12 protein-coding genes are annotated in these 16,092 nt (G+C 61.0%); 5 read left to right on the top strand and 7 right to left on the bottom strand.

Annotated features, from left to right (window positions below; all coding sequences use genetic code 11):
- Positions 1-143 precede the first annotated feature (143 nt).
- Together QMK47_RS15950 and QMK47_RS15945 are read right to left on the bottom strand one after the other, a co-directional pair.
- Positions 144-1,337, bottom strand: coding sequence for an MFS transporter (locus QMK47_RS15950; RefSeq protein WP_253475246.1), 1,194 nt, complete (start codon positions 1,335-1,337; stop codon positions 144-146).
- A gap of 725 nt (positions 1,338-2,062) precedes the next feature.
- Positions 2,063-3,652 (bottom strand): ABC-F family ATPase, encoded by a 1,590-nt coding sequence (locus QMK47_RS15945; protein WP_003181279.1) that lies wholly within the window; start codon positions 3,650-3,652, stop codon positions 2,063-2,065.
- A gap of 403 nt (positions 3,653-4,055) precedes the next feature.
- Here QMK47_RS15945 and lpxO point away from each other — a divergent pair, with 403 nt between their 5' ends.
- A complete protein-coding gene (lpxO, locus tag QMK47_RS15940; RefSeq protein WP_253475243.1) occupies positions 4,056-4,955 on the top strand; it encodes a lipid A hydroxylase LpxO in 900 nt (299 codons plus the stop codon).
- Positions 4,956-5,113: 158 nt separating this feature from the next.
- On the opposite strand, the gene ligD is transcribed toward lpxO, so the two are convergent.
- Positions 5,114-7,081, bottom strand: a complete 1,968-nt coding sequence (ligD, locus tag QMK47_RS15935) for a DNA ligase D (protein WP_320388713.1) — start codon at positions 7,079-7,081, stop codon at positions 5,114-5,116.
- Between the two features lie 32 nt (positions 7,082-7,113).
- Entirely contained in the window at positions 7,114-8,004 is an 891-nt protein-coding gene (locus QMK47_RS15930) for a Ku protein (protein WP_253475222.1), read from the bottom strand.
- Positions 8,005-8,265: 261 nt separating this feature from the next.
- Between QMK47_RS15930 and QMK47_RS15925 the strand changes: the two genes are divergently transcribed.
- From QMK47_RS15925 to QMK47_RS15910, 4 genes are all read left to right on the top strand, one after another.
- Entirely contained in the window at positions 8,266-8,607 is a 342-nt protein-coding gene (locus QMK47_RS15925; protein WP_258688214.1) for a hypothetical protein, read from the top strand.
- Positions 8,608-8,654: 47 nt separating this feature from the next.
- Positions 8,655-9,803, top strand: a complete 1,149-nt coding sequence (locus QMK47_RS15920; protein ID WP_253475216.1) for a PQQ-dependent sugar dehydrogenase — start codon at positions 8,655-8,657, stop codon at positions 9,801-9,803.
- Between the two features lie 326 nt (positions 9,804-10,129).
- The gene (ilvA, locus tag QMK47_RS15915; protein WP_320388711.1) at positions 10,130-11,137 is read left to right on the top strand and encodes a threonine ammonia-lyase, biosynthetic; all 1,008 of its coding nucleotides are present in this window, start codon (positions 10,130-10,132) and stop codon (positions 11,135-11,137) included.
- A gap of 389 nt (positions 11,138-11,526) precedes the next feature.
- Positions 11,527-11,808, top strand: coding sequence for a DUF1652 domain-containing protein (locus QMK47_RS15910; RefSeq protein ID WP_072346769.1), 282 nt, complete (start codon positions 11,527-11,529; stop codon positions 11,806-11,808).
- A gap of 98 nt (positions 11,809-11,906) precedes the next feature.
- Here QMK47_RS15910 and QMK47_RS15905 read toward each other — a convergent pair whose 3' ends face one another.
- The 3 genes from QMK47_RS15905 to QMK47_RS15895 all read right to left on the bottom strand — a co-directional run bounded on the left by QMK47_RS15905 (position 11,907) and on the right by QMK47_RS15895 (position 16,086).
- Positions 11,907-12,845: a carbohydrate kinase family protein gene (locus QMK47_RS15905; protein WP_253475207.1), complete on the bottom strand. Its 939-nt coding sequence runs from the start codon at positions 12,843-12,845 to the stop codon at positions 11,907-11,909.
- Between the two features lie 12 nt (positions 12,846-12,857).
- Positions 12,858-14,345 carry a xylulokinase gene (gene xylB, locus QMK47_RS15900; protein WP_253475204.1) on the bottom strand — a complete coding sequence of 496 codons (1,488 nt, stop codon included), beginning with the start codon at positions 14,343-14,345 and terminating at the stop codon, positions 12,858-12,860.
- 259 nt (positions 14,346-14,604) lie between these two features.
- Positions 14,605-16,086 carry a mannitol dehydrogenase family protein gene (locus QMK47_RS15895; RefSeq protein WP_258688207.1) on the bottom strand — a complete coding sequence of 494 codons (1,482 nt, stop codon included), beginning with the start codon at positions 16,084-16,086 and terminating at the stop codon, positions 14,605-14,607.
- Between the last annotated feature and the right edge of the window lie 6 nt (positions 16,087-16,092).

Raw genomic sequence — 16,092 nt, 5'->3', positions numbered from 1 at the left:
TTACTTTTGGCGCTTTTCCAAAAGTGACCCGCTGTAAGAGCGGAACCCTAAGCAGCCGTTACCGCAGCAACGGATATACACACCAGAGCAAGTAAATACCGAGCCTAATCAAAACAAAAAAACGGCAGTGAACAGTATTACGATCAATAAGGTGCGCTTACGGCTCGGCGACGCAGCAGCAGAGTCAGACCCAGCCCGGTAAGGGACAACAAGGCAGCACAGAAGAAGATCGACGAATAGCCCAGGTTCAACGCCACTGCCCCCATCAACGGACCGGCAATCGCCAGCGCCAGGTCAAAGAACACCGCATAGGCGCTCAAGCCGGCCCCCCGGCTGGTGTTAGGCACTTGCTTGATGGCCTCCACCCCCAGCGCCGGGTATACCAACGATAGCCCGAAACCGGCCAGCCCGGCACCGACCAGGGCGAACGCGGTGGACGGCGCCAGCCATAGCAATACCAGCCCGAGGGTTTCGATGCTCATGCAGGCAATGGCCGAGTTGAAGCCGCCGAAACGGGCGATGCTGGAAATGAACAGCAACCGCGCCAGGATGAAGCAGACACCGAAAACTGTCAGGCACCAGGCCGCCCCGGTCCAGCCGCGACTGATATAGAACAGCGTGATAAACGTGGTAAGCGTGCCGTAGCCGATCGACGCCAGGCTCAGGCCCGCCCCGAACGGCGCAATGCGCCCAAACACCGCCCAGAAAGGCAAGCGCTCGCCACGAATGACCGGCACCGACGGCTTGTTGCGAATGATCAACAGCGCCGCCCCGGCCAGCAGCGACAAAGCGAGGCCCAGGCTGGCGAACCCCAGTTCATCGACCATGACCACGCCCAGCGGGGCACCGATGGCGATGGCTCCGTACGAGGCGATGCCGTTCCAGGAAATCGAGCGGGCGGTGTGCTCCACACCCACCTGGCCCATGCACCAACTGATGGTGCCCACGCCAATCAGCCCTTGGGCCACGCCAAGCAGCAAGCGCCCAACAATCAGGATCAACAGGCTGGGCAGGGGGAAGCTTTGCAGCAAGGTCGAGAGCAGCGTCAGCACGCCGCTGAGCACAATTCCCGACAGCCCGTAGACGATTGCCCGCTTGGTGCCAACGCTGTCCGATAGCCGCCCGGCCATGGGGCGGCTGAGCAGGGTCGCCAGGTACTGTGAACCGATGGTCAACCCGGCCACCACCGCGCTGAAGCCCAGCTGTTCGTGGACATACCCGGGCAACACGGCAATCGGCAGGCCGATGCAAAGAAAGGCGATGAAGGTGTAGAAAACGATGGAGACGATCTGCAGGGTGATCGACAGGGAGCTGGAGGCAGGTGAGGGCGTGGGCATAGGGCTCGTTCGCGGGCAGCGGTAAGAGAGCCTCATCATGGCGCGAGGAGGGGATAAAAGAAAGCAGGCTAACTAAATGTGCTTGGGGACCCGGATGTGCAGTTTCAATTGAGGTTGTATGCACCGGCCCCTTCGCGAGCAAGCTCGCTCCCACAAGGGATTGGGTTCACCAGGGAGAAACAGGTCGGCTGTAAGGCCGTCTCGCGAGCAAGCTTTGCTCCCACAGGTCTAGCTCAAACAGAGCTGATGGGTGTACGACTGCAAGAGCCAGGTCGGCTGTTAGGCCGCCTCGCGGTGGACGTTGATCTCGGCGCCCCATTAACCACGCTGGCCGAACGCAGGCATTGTGGAGTGGGCACCCCGGCATGGATGCCGGGTTAGCCGCGCTGGGCCATGGATGGCCCTTCGCGGCGGGCCCACGGAGCAATGCCGGAGTGAGGGCACACCGAGCCTGGGCGAGGTGCCGAGTGGTGGGGCATGAGCGCTTTGGTTACTTTCGACTGGGCCGGCTTCCGGGCTTTTCGAAAGTGACCCGCTGTAAGAGCGGAACAATAAGCCGCCGTTACCGCAGCAATGGATATGTACCCCGCCAACAAAATCCTGGTCGGCTGTCAGGCCGCCATCGCGAGCAAGCTCGCTCCCACAGGTCTTTACCCTTGGAATACAAAAAGCCCTGTCACAGTGGACAGGGCTTTGCTTTTGCAGCGAACAGCCAAGGGCTGTCCTTAGAACACCACACCCTGGCTACGCAGGTAGTCGTCATAGGTGCCGCTGAAGTCGACCACGCCGTCGGCGCTGAGCTCGATGATGCGGGTGGCCAGGGAGGAAACGAACTCACGGTCATGGCTGACGAAGATCAGCGTGCCCGGGTAGTTTTCCAGCGCCAGGTTCAACGCTTCGATCGATTCCATGTCCAAGTGGTTGGTCGGTTCGTCCATCACCAGCACGTTGGGTTTTTGCAGGATCAGCTTGCCGAACAGCATGCGGCCTTGCTCACCACCGGAAATGACCTTGACCGACTTGAGGATCTCGTCGTTGGAGAACAGCATGCGGCCCAAGGTGCCACGAACCAGTTGTTCGCCGCCCTGGGTCCACTGACCCATCCAGTCGAACAGGTTGACGTCGTCTTCGAAGTCGTGGGCATGGTCCTGGGCGTAGTAGCCCAGTTCCGCGGCGTCGGTCCATTTCACGGTACCGGCATCGGGTTCCAGTTCATTGACCAGGGTGCGCAGCAAGGTGGTCTTGCCGATACCGTTCGGGCCAATGATCGCCACGCGTTCACCGGCTTCGACGGTGAAGCTGAAGTCCTTGAACAGCGGTTTGCCGTCAAACCCTTTGGCCATGCGCTCGACAATGACCGCCTGGCGGTGCAGTTTCTTGGTCTGCTCGAAGCGAATGAACGGGCTGACGCGGCTCGATGGCTTGACCTCGGCCAGTTGGATCTTGTCGATCTGCTTGGCGCGAGAGGTGGCCTGCTTGGCTTTCGAGGCGTTGGCCGAGAAACGGCTGACGAACGATTGCAGTTCGGAAATCTGTGCTTTCTTCTTGGCGTTGTCCGACAGCAGTTGCTCGCGGGACTGGGTCGCCACGGTCATGTACTCGTCGTAGTTGCCCGGGAACAGGCGCAGCTCGCCATAGTCCAGGTCCGCCATGTGGGTGCAGACGCTGTTCAGGAAGTGACGGTCGTGGGAGATGATGATCATCAGGCTCGAACGCTGGGTCAGCACGTTTTCCAGCCAGCGGATGGTGTTGATATCCAGGTGGTTGGTCGGTTCGTCGAGCAGCAGCACTTCCGGGTCGGAGAACAGTGCCTGGGCCAGCAACACACGCAGCTTCCAGCCTGGCGACACTTCGCTCATCGGGCCGAAATGCTGTTCGATGCCAATCCCCAGGCCCAACAGCAGTTCACCGGCACGGGATTCGGCGGTGTAGCCGTCCATCTCGGCAAATTCGGTTTCCAGCTCGGCCACGGCCATGCCGTCTTCTTCGGTCATTTCCGGCAGCGAATAGATGCGATCGCGCTCGGCCTTGACCTTCCACAGCTCTTCGTGACCCATGATCACGGTGTCGATCACGGTGAATTCTTCGTAGGCGAACTGGTCCTGGCGCAGTTTGCCCAGGCGCACGTTCGGCTCGAGCATGACCTGGCCGCCGGAAGGCTCGAGGTCGCCGCCGAGGATTTTCATGAAGGTCGACTTGCCGCAACCGTTGGCGCCAATCAGACCGTAGCGGTTACCCGCGCCGAATTTGACAGAGACGTTTTCGAACAGTGGCTTGGCGCCGAACTGCATCGTGATGTTAGCTGTAGAGATCAAAGGTTTATCCTGCGGAACATTCAGAGTAGCTAAGGGTGCGGCAGTACCTGTTCAGTACCTGTTTGCGCACGTCCCGACCGCGCAAAGGCGTCGCGGTCGCAAGCGCAAGGGTCCATCCGGCATAAGAGGACAGCAGCATACGGAGCGCCTGGCCCGGTAGACGTGCACCGAAGCCGCGTTTGCGATATCGGCCAAAGGGGGCGCGTAATAGTGGCGGCGATTGTACTGGTCTGGCCGCATAAACGATAGGGTATTGCCCGGGCAAGACAGTTTTTCACAGTTGGAGGATAACTTTCGGTTACAAACTGTGGCTAGAATGCCATCTCACCCTATGCCATCTCCCTTGCCGCTTGGCTGGCCCGGGTAAACAATCCAGTTCACCCCAGAATTGTGACGGTTTTTCGTGAAACTCATTATTGTCGCGCTCTACATCTTTTCCATTGGCTACGTTCACCTGCGCGGTCGCGTGCGGCATAAGTTCGGACGTCAGCTGAGCGATCATTCGTCGTTTCTCGCGCCGATCAATTGCCTGCTTTACCTGTGCTCGAAACTGCCCAACAGACCGTTCCTGAGCCCGGCGCAGTTTCCGGACCTGAGCCCGTTGCAGGCCCACTGGCAAGAGATCCGGGCCGAAGGCCAGAACCTGCTGCACGCAGGGCAGATCAAGCGTTCCGATCAATATGACGATGTGGGCTTCAACTCGTTCTTCAAGACCGGTTGGAAGCGTTTCTACCTGAAGTGGTACGGCGACAGCCATCCTTCGGCCATGAAGCTGTGCCCCCGCACCACCGAACTGGTACAGAGCATCGGCTCGATCAAGGCGGCGATGTTCGCCGAGTTGCCGCCGGGCTCGAAGCTGGTCCGGCACCGCGACCCATATGCCGGGTCCTATCGGTATCACCTGGGCCTGGAAACGCCCAACGATGCTGGTTGCTACATCAATGTCGATGGCGAGCCCTATCATTGGCGCGATGGCGAGGCAGTGATATTCGACGAAACGTTCATTCATTACGCCCAGAACACCACCGACCATAATCGCATCATCCTGTTCTGCGACGTGGAGCGGCCGATGAAGTTTCGCTGGGCTAGCGCGTTCAACCGCTGGTTCAGCCGCACCGTGATGGCAGCGGCCGGTGCGCCCAACGACGCGGGCGACAGGACGGGCGCCTTGAACCGGGCGTTCTCCAGGCTCTACAAGATACGGTTGCAGGGCAAGGCCCTGAAAAAACGTAACCGTGCGCTGTATTACCTGCAGAAATGGGCGTTCTTTGGCGGCCTGCTGGTGATCTTTATCTGGATGTAGGAGCTGGCGAAGCCTGCGATCTTTTGATCTTTTGATCTTTTGATCTTTTGATCTTTTGATCTTTTGATCTTTCGCTCTGGACTCAATGGGTTGTGGAAAGATCGCAGCCTCGTTGCACTCGACAGCTCCTACGCTCCTACGCTCCTACGCTCCTACATTCAGTCGGTGGGCTTTTGCGCATCCAGCTGTTCCCACATCCTGGCGGTGATCCGCTGACGGTGGTTGTAGCCTTCCCAAGGATCGGCGCCCAAGCCCTTGGCCCGTTCCAGGGCGGTATGGATGTCCCATTGCTGGGCGTTGCGCAGGGTCTGCAATTCGGCCCGGGCGATTGGCACCGAGACCGGCAGGCCTGGCCTGGCGCGCACTGAGTAGGCGGCCACCGTGCTGGCGCCGCGGGCGTTGCGCAGGTAGTCGACGAATATTTTCCCGACGCGGTTCTTCGGTCCCATGGTGGCCGTGATGCGCTCTGGCATTTGTCGGGTCAGGAACTGCGAGATGGCCTTGGCGAACGCCTTGGTGGTGTCCCAGCCTTCACTTCTCGCCAATGGCACGATCACGTGCATGCCTTTGCCGCCGCTGGTCTTGAGAAAAGCCTGCAAACCCAACGCGTCGAGCACCGCCAAGGTCATGTGGGTCGCCTCGATCATGGCGCGCCAGGGCAGCGACGGGTCCGGATCCAGGTCCAGGACAAACAGGTCGGGTGTCTCGATCCGGTCGTGGGTCGCGGTCCAGGTGTGCAGTTCCACCGTGCCCATCTGCGCCGCGCTGACCAGGGCGTGGATGTCACTGATCTCCATCAGCGCTGCATGGCCCGGGTCCAGTCGCGGATCCAGCTGTTTGATATGGGGAATGTCCAGGCGATCGGCGTGTTTTTGGAAGAACTGCTCTTCGCCGATACCGTCCGGTGCCCGCAGCAGCGCGACCGGCCGCTGCTTGAGGTGCGGCAGGATCCACGGGGCGATGTCCAGGTAATACTGCGCCAGCTCGGCCTTTTGCACACCGCTGACACTGTCGATGACCCGATCGGGGTGGGTGATCGTCACACCGTCGACTTTGGCCGCGCGGGCTTTGCTGCGACGCTTGGGTTCTGGTGTCGTGGGCTTTATCGGCAGGGGTTGCTCGCGAACCACCTTGTTGGCCGGCATAGTGCTCGACAAGTCCAGGAAAATAGCCTGGCGCATCTGGTTGGCGCGGGTCCATTCAGTGAACTCGATCTCGCAGGTCAGGTCAGGCTCGACCCATTGCACGCCGCGTCCCTGGACACCGTTGAGTGGTAACGCCAGTGGCGAAGTCTCGCGCTGCTGCGCACACAGTTGCGCATGTAATTGTTTGATTTGCGTCTGGCTGAATCCCGTGCCGACCCGACCGGCGTACACCAGCCCCGACGGCCCGTTGACCGCCAGCAACAGCGCGCCGAAACCGCTGCGCCTGCCTTGGGGGCGGGTGAACCCGACGATGACGAAGGCTTGGCGCAACCGGCACTTGAGTTTTACCCAATCGGCGCTTCGCTGGGACATATATGGGCTGCCCAGGCGCTTGCCGACCACGCTGTCCAGTGAGAGCGCGATAGCGCTTTCGAACATGTCGTGCTGGCTGGCCGAAAACGACTCGGAAAAGCGCAGGCGCTTGCTGGCGTTGTTGCCAAGGGCGTTTTTCAGGGCCGCACGGCGTTCCTCCACCGGCGCCTGGCGCAGGTCGACACCATTGAGGAACGGCGCATCGAACAGGAAATACACCATGTCGACGGTGCGGCCGATGTCGAAGGCCTGGCGCAGGGCCGCGAAATCGGAGTGGCCGGTCTCATCGAGCAGGACCAGTTCGCCGTCGAGCCAACTGTCCCCCAGGTTCAACCCGGCCAGGGCGTCGGCATGCAGCTTCAGCCGCTCGGTCCAGTCCTGGTGATTGCGATTGAACAAGCGGACTTCGCCATGTTCGATGCGGGTCAGCAGCCGATATCCGTGGAATTGGACTTCATAGCGCCATTCGCCGGTGGGCGGTTCTTCCACCGGCGTGGCCAATTGCGGCGACAGGCGCTCGGGCAGGCGGTTTTGAGGCGCCTTTCGGGCTGTGGTGGCGTCCGACTTGGCGTTGGGCAAACGAGCAGATTCACTCTCGGCATTGGCCATGACAGATTCCCTTGTATTGCGCACGCCAGGGTTTACCCCCGGGAGGCCTTGGTGGCTTTTTTGGCAGGAGCGGATTTGCCGGCTTTCGCGGGTTTTGCAGGGGCCTTCCTGGCGGATTTGTCGCTGACCTTGCCCTTGCTGCCCAGGCTGCGCTTGAGCAACTCGGTAAGGTCGATGACATCGGCGGTCTTGCGTTGTTCTTCGCCCGGGTCGGTCTCCACCGCTTCGAGGCGGCCTTCATTGGCCTTTTTCTCTACCAGTTCCATGATTTTGTCTTCGAAACTGTCCCGGTACTCTTGCGGTTCCCAGTCGGCGCTCATGTCTTCCACGAGACGCTTGGCCATTTCCAGCTCGCCCTTGGCCAGGGTTGGGTTCGTCACCTCGTCGCCCAGCTCCAGCACGTCAAGGTCGCGCACCTCCGCGGGCCAGCGCAGCATCACCAGTACCAGCGCCGATTCCAGGGGCATGAGCGCCGCCAGGTGCTGGCGGGTATGCAGCACGACATGGGCCAGGGCGACCTTGTGGGTCTTGACCAGGGTTTCGCGCAGCAGGGCATAGACTTTGCCACCGCGTTTGTCGGGGGCGAGAAAGTAGGGCGTGTCGATGTTCTGCAAGGGGATCTTCTCGCTGTCGACAAAGGCAAAGATATCGATGGTCTGGGTGGACTTGGGGTGGGCGGAACGGATTTCTTCCTCGCTGAGCAGTACGTACTGGCCTTTCTGGTACTGGACGCCCTTGACGATGTCGTCCTTGGTCACTTCCTTGCCCGTGGCCTTGTTGACCCGTTTGTAGCCCACCGGGTCCATGCTGCGTTTGTCCAGCCAGTCAAAATCCACGCCCTGGGACGAGGTGGCCGACACCAGCGCGACAGGAATGTGGACCAGTCCGAAACTGATTGCGCCTTTCCAGATTGCCCGTGCCATGGTGGTGTTGTCCTTGCCGGTGGATGTCTTTCTGGTGACCTTTGCGCCTTGGGAAAAGTTTCCATTGTGGGAGCGAGCTTGCTCGCGATGGCGACGGTACAGGCGCTATTGATGCAAGCTGACCCACCGCTATCGCGAGCAAGTTCGCTCCCACAAGGGGCGGAGACTCTTGGTTACATCTTCACCGGGATATTTCGCTTAACAAGGGCGAACCTGCGGCGTAGCGTGCTTTCGATATGCCTGAACTCAAGAGGTGTCCGAATGAACAGGCTGATAGTTGCCATCATGACGCTATTGCTGACCGCCGCCGCCCAAGCCGCCACGCCGGGCACAGGCCCCGTGGTCCTGGCCCAGAATCTGCCGGGCAACAACAATCCCTATAACAGCCCGACACGGCGGGCCAATCCCAACAGCATGCAGGGCACCCGGCCCAACGTGCCGACGATTCATGACAACCCGACGGTGCCGGTACCGCGCCCACCGACCCTGGAAAACGGCGGCATCGGCAATGGTTATCCCCGGTCCGGCCAGCCATCGGGTTCGCCGCGCCCCACCATCGAGTCTCCTACGCCGCCCAGGAACGGCCAAAATGGCAGCCGCTAGGTTCTGGAGACCGTCGCTCTCTTTTCACACCACAGAAGGAATTGTGCATGTTGCGTAAAACACTCCTGGCCGCCTGTTGCGCCAGCGCTGTCCTGACCTTTGCCACGCTGGCTGCTGCCGCGCCGACCCAATCATTCAAGAGCGAGGAGGGCACCCTGGAGGTGATCACCCTGGTCAAGGGGCTGGAGCACCCTTGGTCTGTCGCATTCTTGCCTGGCCAGCAGGGCATGCTGGTGACGGAGCGACCGGGCAACCTGCGCGTGGTCAGCCCCGACGGTCAATTGTCCACACCCTTGAGTGGCGTGCCACAAGTGTGGGCCAAGGGCCAGGGCGGTCTGCTGGACGTGGTGCTGTCGCCCGACTTCAAGCAGGACCGCACCGTCTACCTGTCTTATGCCGAGGCGGGCGCAGACGGCAAGGCCGGCACCGCCGTGGGGCGCGGGCAATTGTCCGAAGACCTCAAGAGCCTGAAGAATTTCGACGTGATCTTCCGTCAGCAGCCCAAGTTGTCCACGGGCAACCACTTTGGCTCGCGCCTGGTCTTCGACCGCGACGGTTATCTGTTCATTACCTTGGGGGAAAACAACGAGCGGCCCACCGCCCAGGACCTGGACAAGCTGCAAGGCAAGGTCGTGCGCATCTACCCCGACGGCAAAGTGCCCGACGACAACCCCTTCGTCGGCCAGAAAAACGTCCGTCCCGAGATATGGTCCTATGGCATGCGCAACCCCCAGGGGGCGGCCCTCAACCCTTGGAATGGCACGTTGTGGGAGAACGAACACGGGCCCAAGGGCGGTGATGAGATGAACATCATCGAGCGCGGCAAGAACTACGGCTGGCCATTGGCGACCCATGGCATCAACTACTCCGGCGCTCCGATTCCCGAAGCCCAGGGCAAGACTGTCGAGGGTACCGTTGGCCCACACCACGTCTGGCAGGTGTCACCGGGGCTCAGCGGCATGGCGTTCTACGACCATGATCGTTTCAAGGCCTGGCAGCGCAACGTGTTCATCGGGGCGCTGGTGCCCGGGGAACTGATCCGCCTGCAATTGCAGGGAGACAAGGTCGTCCACGAGGAGCGTTTGCTGGGTGAGCTCAAGGCGCGAGTCCGGGATGTTCGCCAGGGGCCGGACGGTTACCTGTATGTGCTGACGGATGAGGATGACGGGGCGTTGTATAAAGTCGGACTCAAATGACGCAACGCCATGTAGGTGCCATGTAGGAATGTAGGAGCTGTGTAGGAGCTGTCGAGTGCAACGAGGCTGCGATCTTTCCCCAGAAATTGAATCTCAAGCGAAAGATCAAAAGATCGCAGGCTTCGCCAGCTCCTACAACTTGCAATTGACTTGCCGCCAACACACCGCTAATTTCCAGGCATGAACTCAACCGTACTGCGCAGCCAGCCAAGCATTATTACCGCCATTCCTTATTTGGCGGGTTAGCTGACGGCTGCACCCAACCCGCCCTGGAGGCGGGTTTTTTCTTTCTGTCTCCTGGGCTCCGCCCGAACCAGGAGATCGCCATGACCGTTACCCGTACCGAGCAAGCCCTGCTCGAGCACTATGTTAAGAAGATTCTCGCCGCGCCGGTCTATGAGCTGGCCGTGCGTACGCCGCTGCAAGCGGCTCCCGCATTGTCCGAGGCCTTGGGTAACCGGATCCTGCTCAAGCGCGAAGACCTGCAACCGACCTTTTCCTTCAAGATCCGCGGTGCCTACAACAAACTCGTGCAACTGACCCCGGAGCAGCGTGCCCGTGGCGTCATCACCGCGTCTGCCGGCAATCATGCCCAGGGTGTTGCGCTGGCGGCACGGGAATTGGGGATTTCGGCCAGCATCGTCATGCCTGTGACCACTGTGCAATTGAAGGTGCTGGGCGTGCGTAACCGAGGCGCCGAAGCGATTCTGCACGGGGAAAGCTTTCCGTTTGCCCTGGCGCACGCGCTGGACCTGGCCGAGCAGACCGGACGGGAGTTCGTCTCGCCTTTCGATGACCCGGACGTGATCGCCGGGCAGGGCACCGTCGCCATGGAAATCCTGCGCCAGCACCCCGGCCAGCTGGATGCGATTTTTGTCCCGGTCGGTGGCGGTGGGCTGATCGCCGGGATCGCGGCCTACGTCAAGTACCTGCGTCCGGAGGTACGCATCATCGGCGTCGAGTCGCAGCACTCGGCCTGTCTCCAGGCGGCGCTGGCCGCCGGTGAGCGAGTAACCTTGCCAGAGGTGGGAACCTTCGCCGATGGCGTGGCCGTGGCGCGGATCGGCGCCCATGGCCTCGATATCTGCCGTTTCTGTGTCGATGAGGTGATGACCGTGAGCAACGATCAACTGTGCGCCGCGATCAAGGACATCTATGACGATACCCGCTCCATCACCGAACCGTCGGGCGCACTGGCGGTGGCAGGCATCAAGCAGTACGTGGCAGACACGGGCGCGCGAGGCCAGACGCTGGTGGCGATCGATTCCGGTGCCAATATCAATTTCGACAGTTTGCGCCACGTGGCCGAGCGTGCGGCGGTGGGCGCGTTTTGAGTTTTTTACGCTACGTCACACTTTTTTTGAAGCAGGCGACGGATGCCCACTTGCGTCTTCGTATTAGGGGCTACTCTAGGTTGCGAACAGGATAAAAGCGATTGCAGTTTGCATGGAAAAAGTAGCGTTTCCTTGCATTTTGCACGAGCTCTGCGGCGCGGGACGAAGCTAAGCGCTTGATTCAGATCAATCGGCAAGGTCTTCAATGCAGGCATACTTCTTGCGGGATGATTCCAGAGTTCGCCCGGCGAACTCGTTGACTGAAAACGCTAAAAAGAACGAACGAACGAACGGCACGGTATTCGTAGTCCCAGTCCGCAGGGAAGAAAACGGACGAAAATACCGCCGGCGTGAACATAAGTTGGCCGCCTCAACAGGAGAGAGTCGCCATGTTTCTATCTGCCCTCGAAATGCGAAACATCATTGAAAGCAGCTTGTTGCCCAAGCGCTCGCAGTGCACCTTGTCACCTGAGCTCAAGATGACGGTCAAGATTTACGACGATCACGCAACCGATCGCGTGGCGTTGGTCAAAACCGACATCGATGCCAATAAGCTCACCGGTTGCCGGGCCATCAACGACCTGATCGCCGAGCTGCGTACCGAGCTCGACCACAACCCTGCCGCTGGCAATCACTTTCATCAGCAACACCAGCGGATGACTGGCCGCTGATAACGGCCTTGTCCTTGTAAGGCTGACGCTCGGGTCCGGTCATGTCCGAACCCGGCGTCCAGTTTTTTAGCTGCGATTTTTTAGCAGCGATGCGCCATTCAGTTCAATTGTTGCCTGTATGGCAGGTCTGGCCCGGTTTTGCCACAAGTCAGGGCGGCGGCGCGAATGGCGAATTCAAGCATTGCGCTGATCTGTTCCCGGGTCAGGGTATGCAACCCCTCGACCGAATCCAATTGTTGTTCAGTCAACCACGCAATCAGCGCGGCCTGGAAGGTGTCGCCTGCACCCACGGTGTCGGCGATCTTCACCGGACAGGACGGGAGTGACCATGAGCCATATTGGCGACTGAAGACCGTAGCGCCCTGGCCGCCACGGGTCAGGAAGACCAATTGGCAGCGGTTCCCCAGCCAACCTTCAATGATCGCTTCGGGCGCCTTTGCGGGGTAGAGCAGGTCCAGGTCTTCGTCACTGACCTTGATCAGGTCGGCATATTGCACCAGCGTCGCAATCCGTGAGCGCCACAGCTCGATATCCGGCTGCGGGTTGAGTCGCACATTCGGGTCGAGGCTGATCAGGCGGCGGCCGCTTTCGCGTTGCATCAGGGCCAGGAGCGTGTCGGCGATGGGCTGGACCACCAGCGAGAACGAGCCGAAATGCAAGCCGCGCACCTCGGGGCCCAGGTCCGGTAGATGTGCCAGGCTCAGTTGTCGGTCCGCACAGCCTTCGCCGCGAAAACTGTAGTGGGGCGAACCATTGGCGCCTACGGCAACCATCGCCAGGGTGGTCGGTGCGTCGAAGTCCACCAGGTATTGGGCGCTGACACCTTCATTGAGCAGCACCTGCTGCAAGCGTCGGCCCAAGTAGTCGGTGGACAACCCGGTAAACAGCGCCGACTCAACACCCAGGCGACGCAGCCCCACGGCCACGTTGAACGGTGAACCACCGGCAATGGCCTTGTACTTCACTTGTGAGGCCGGGCCATCCGCCTCGGTCTCACTGAAAAAATCAAACAGCGCTTCACCACACACCAAATACATAGTTTCCCGCTCTCAAAGGGTTGCGACGTGTTGTCGATAACGTTCATAAGCATGTTGCGACGCCGCGACATGCGCGGCGATTGGCCGGGTTTCGCTGGTCGGGTCGAGCTTGACGCAGCGCTCGCACAGCTCGGCCAAATCCGTCTGTGACCCCGAGTGACACCATGCTGCCTGAATCGCCGCGCCCAAGGCAGCGGCTTCGCTCTGTTCGGTGCAAATGACCGTGGTGTCCATGGTGTCGGCGACGATCTGCCGCCACTCCGCGCTCTTCGAACCACCGCCGATCAGGCGAATGCTCTGGGCCTGGAGTCCGTTGGCTCGTAGCAAGTCCAGGCCATAGCGCAAACCGAAGGTCGTGCCTTCGACCACGGCGCGACACAGGTTGGCCCTGGTCAGGTTGGTGGTGGTCAGGCCCAGCAGGCTGCCGGTGGCATGGGGCAGGGCGGGAACACGCTCGCCGTTGAGGAACGGCAGCATGCACACGCCCTCGGCGCCAATCGGAGCCTGGACCACCAGGGCGTTGAACGTGTCGATGTCCAACGCCAGTAATTCGCGAATCGCCCCGGTGGCGTTGGTCAGGTTCATGGTGCAGATCAGCGGCAGCCAGCCACCGCTGGAGGAGCAGAACGTCGCCACGGACGGCTGCGGACTGACCGCAGGTTCGGCGGCATAGGCGTAGACCGTACCGGAGGACCCGAGGCTCATGGTGATCACACCGGGCTGGATGTTCCCGGTGCCGATGGCGCCCATCATATTGTCGCCGCCACCACTTGCCACCAGCGCCTCGGGGTTGATGCCCAGGTGCGCAGCAATGGCCGGCAGGATGCGTCCGACCGGCTGATGGGCCTCGATCAGTTCTGGCAGCGCCGCTTGCAAGCGTGCGCTGGGGTCAATGTGTTGTAACAGTTGCACGTCCCATTGGCGGGTGCGTACGTTGAAATAGCCGGTTCCCGAGGCGTCGCCGTATTCGCTGCAATGGCGGCCGGTGAGCCAGTAGTTGAGGAAGTCGTGGGGCAGCAGGACGCTGGCGATGCGTTCGAAAACCTGGGGATGCCGCTCCCGCGTCCAGAGCAGTTTGGAAACCGTGTAGCCCGGCGCGATCACCACACCGAGGCGTTCGAGGCTGCCGTCTTCACCGCCCAGGTGCGCCAGGAGCCGATCGTTTTCCGGCGTTGTTTCGGTGTCGCACCACAGTTTGGCCGGGCGCAGCACCTGGCCTTGGTCATCGAGCAACACCAGGCCGTGTTGCTGGCCGGAGACGCCGATGCCGAGGATCGCCTGGCCATCGACCCCAGCGTCTGCCAAGGCTTGGTGAGTCGCCTGGGTGAATGCATCGAGCCATTGCTGGGTGTCTTGTTCACGGCGACCGTTGGGGCCGCTGATCATGGCGTGCGCTGCGGCACCCTGGCCCAGGACCTGGCCACTGGTCGCGTCCAGGATCAGCGCCTTGGTGCCTTGGGTGCCGCAGTCGATGCCCAGGAACAGTTGTTGGTTTGCCATGGAAATCCTTGGTCGTCAGATCAATAGCAGCAGGTAATAGCCGCTCGGTCAGAAAACACACAGCCCGTGGCGAGGGAGCTTGCTCCCGCTGGGCTCTGTAGGAGCTGGCGAAGCCTGCGATCTTTTGATCTTTCGCTTGAGATTCAAGTGTCAGGGGAAAGATCGCAGCCTCGTTGCACTCGACAGCTCCTACACAGTTCCTACGGACGCAACCCAGCCGGAGCAAGCTCCCTCGCCACAAGAGCAGATCGCGTCGAGCTTAGTTCAAGTCAGCCAGTATCCGCTCAAGCGTTCGCGTTACCCCGTGCTCGCGCAAGCTGTTGCAGCACCATTGGAATGCTGCCACGAACTCCGGCGAGCGGGGAATGGCGGTGCCAAAGATTTCTTCCACCTCCAGCACCCGCTGGGTCACCAGCGCATCGTCAGCCACCAGTGCCTGGCAAAACGCTGCCCGTGGGTCCGGGATTGAATACGTCACGCCATTCTCGTCCACGCCCTTCAGGTACACGGCCCAGGCGGCCACCACCAGCGCCGCGCGACGGGTTTCGCCACCGTCGGCGATCAAGCGGTTAATGGTCGGCACAGTGAATTTTGGAAACTTCGACGAGCCGTCCGAACAGACCCGTTCCAACTGGTCGGCAATCGCCTGGTTGGAAAAACGCGCCACCAGGGTGTTCTTGTAGTCGGTCAGGTCGATGCCCGGCACCGGCGCCAGTTGCGGCGTCACGTCGAGGTCCATGTAGGCGCGCATGTAACGCACGAACAGCGGGTCGTTCATGGTTTCGTGAACGAAGCGATAACCCTTGAGAAAGCCCAGGTAGGTCAACGCCAGGTGGCTGCCGTTGAGCAGCTTGATTTTCATCTCTTCATAAGGTGTGACGTCATCGGTGAACTGCACGCCGACCTTTTCCCAGGCCGGGCGACCGTTGACGAACTTGTCTTCCAGGACCCATTGCACGAACGGTTCGCAGACCACCGGCCAAGCGTCGTCGATGCCATGTTCGTCATGCAGTTGCAAGCGATGGGCCACGCTGGTCATGGGCGTGATGCGATCAACCATGGCATTGGGGAAACTGACATTGCGCTCGATCCACTGCCCCAGCTCCGCGTCGCGCAGCGCGGCGAAAGCCAGCAACGCCTTGCGGGTCACGGCGCCGTTGTGGGGCAGGTTATCGCAGGACATCAGGGTGAACGCCGGGGTGCCGGCCGCGCGGCGCTTGGCCAGGGCGGCGCAGAGGAAGCCGAAGACGGTTTTCGGCTCCTCGGGATGGGCCAGGTCGTGCTGGATCTGCGGCAGGTGGGCCATGAACTCGCCATTGCTGTCGTCGATGCAATAGCCGCCTTCGGTGATGGTCAGCGAGACGATGCGGATCTGCGGATCGGCCAGTTTGTCGATCAGCGCCTGGGCGCCATCTTCAGCCAGCAGCATGTCATTGATCGCGCCGATCACCCGGACTTCGGTGTCATCGGTGTCACCCAGTTCGTACAGGGTGAACAGGTAGTCCTGGCCGGCCAGGTCATCCCGGGCACGGCGATCCTCGGCCCGCAGGCCCACGCCGCAGATGGCCCAGTCCAGGTCGGCGCCGGTATTCATCAGCGCATCGGTGTAGTAGGCCTGGTGAGCCCGGTGGAAACCGCCAACGCCGATGTGGGCGATGCCCTGGCGGATGTCACCCAAAGGGTAGGCGGGCAGGGCGACGTCAGGCTTGAGGTTGTGCAGGTTTTGTCGGTTGAGTTTCATCGCAGG

This window comes from Pseudomonas sp. P9_35, assembly GCF_034008205.1.
Classification (GTDB): Bacteria; Pseudomonadota; Gammaproteobacteria; order Pseudomonadales; family Pseudomonadaceae; genus Aquipseudomonas; species Aquipseudomonas kilonensis.
Note: the sequence above shows the minus strand (reverse complement) of the source record. Positions and strands in the feature narration are given on the sequence as shown.

Excerpts from the sequence above, each read along its gene's own strand:
- QMK47_RS15950 (WP_253475246.1), bottom strand. The coding sequence starts at position 1,337 with ATGCCCACGCCCTCACCTGCCTCCAGCTCCCTGTCGATCACCCTGCAG.
- ligD (WP_320388713.1), bottom strand. The coding sequence starts at position 7,081 with ATGGCCAATGCCGAGAGTGAATCTGCTCGTTTGCCCAACGCCAAGTCG.
- QMK47_RS15930 (WP_253475222.1), bottom strand. The coding sequence starts at position 8,004 with ATGGCACGGGCAATCTGGAAAGGCGCAATCAGTTTCGGACTGGTCCAC.
- QMK47_RS15925 (WP_258688214.1), top strand. The coding sequence starts at position 8,266 with ATGAACAGGCTGATAGTTGCCATCATGACGCTATTGCTGACCGCCGCC.
- QMK47_RS15920 (WP_253475216.1), top strand. The coding sequence starts at position 8,655 with ATGTTGCGTAAAACACTCCTGGCCGCCTGTTGCGCCAGCGCTGTCCTG.
- ilvA (WP_320388711.1), top strand. The coding sequence starts at position 10,130 with ATGACCGTTACCCGTACCGAGCAAGCCCTGCTCGAGCACTATGTTAAG.
- QMK47_RS15910 (WP_072346769.1), top strand. The coding sequence starts at position 11,527 with ATGTTTCTATCTGCCCTCGAAATGCGAAACATCATTGAAAGCAGCTTG.
- QMK47_RS15905 (WP_253475207.1), bottom strand. The coding sequence starts at position 12,845 with ATGTATTTGGTGTGTGGTGAAGCGCTGTTTGATTTTTTCAGTGAGACC.
- xylB (WP_253475204.1), bottom strand. The coding sequence starts at position 14,345 with ATGGCAAACCAACAACTGTTCCTGGGCATCGACTGCGGCACCCAAGGC.
- QMK47_RS15895 (WP_258688207.1), bottom strand. The coding sequence starts at position 16,086 with ATGAAACTCAACCGACAAAACCTGCACAACCTCAAGCCTGACGTCGCC.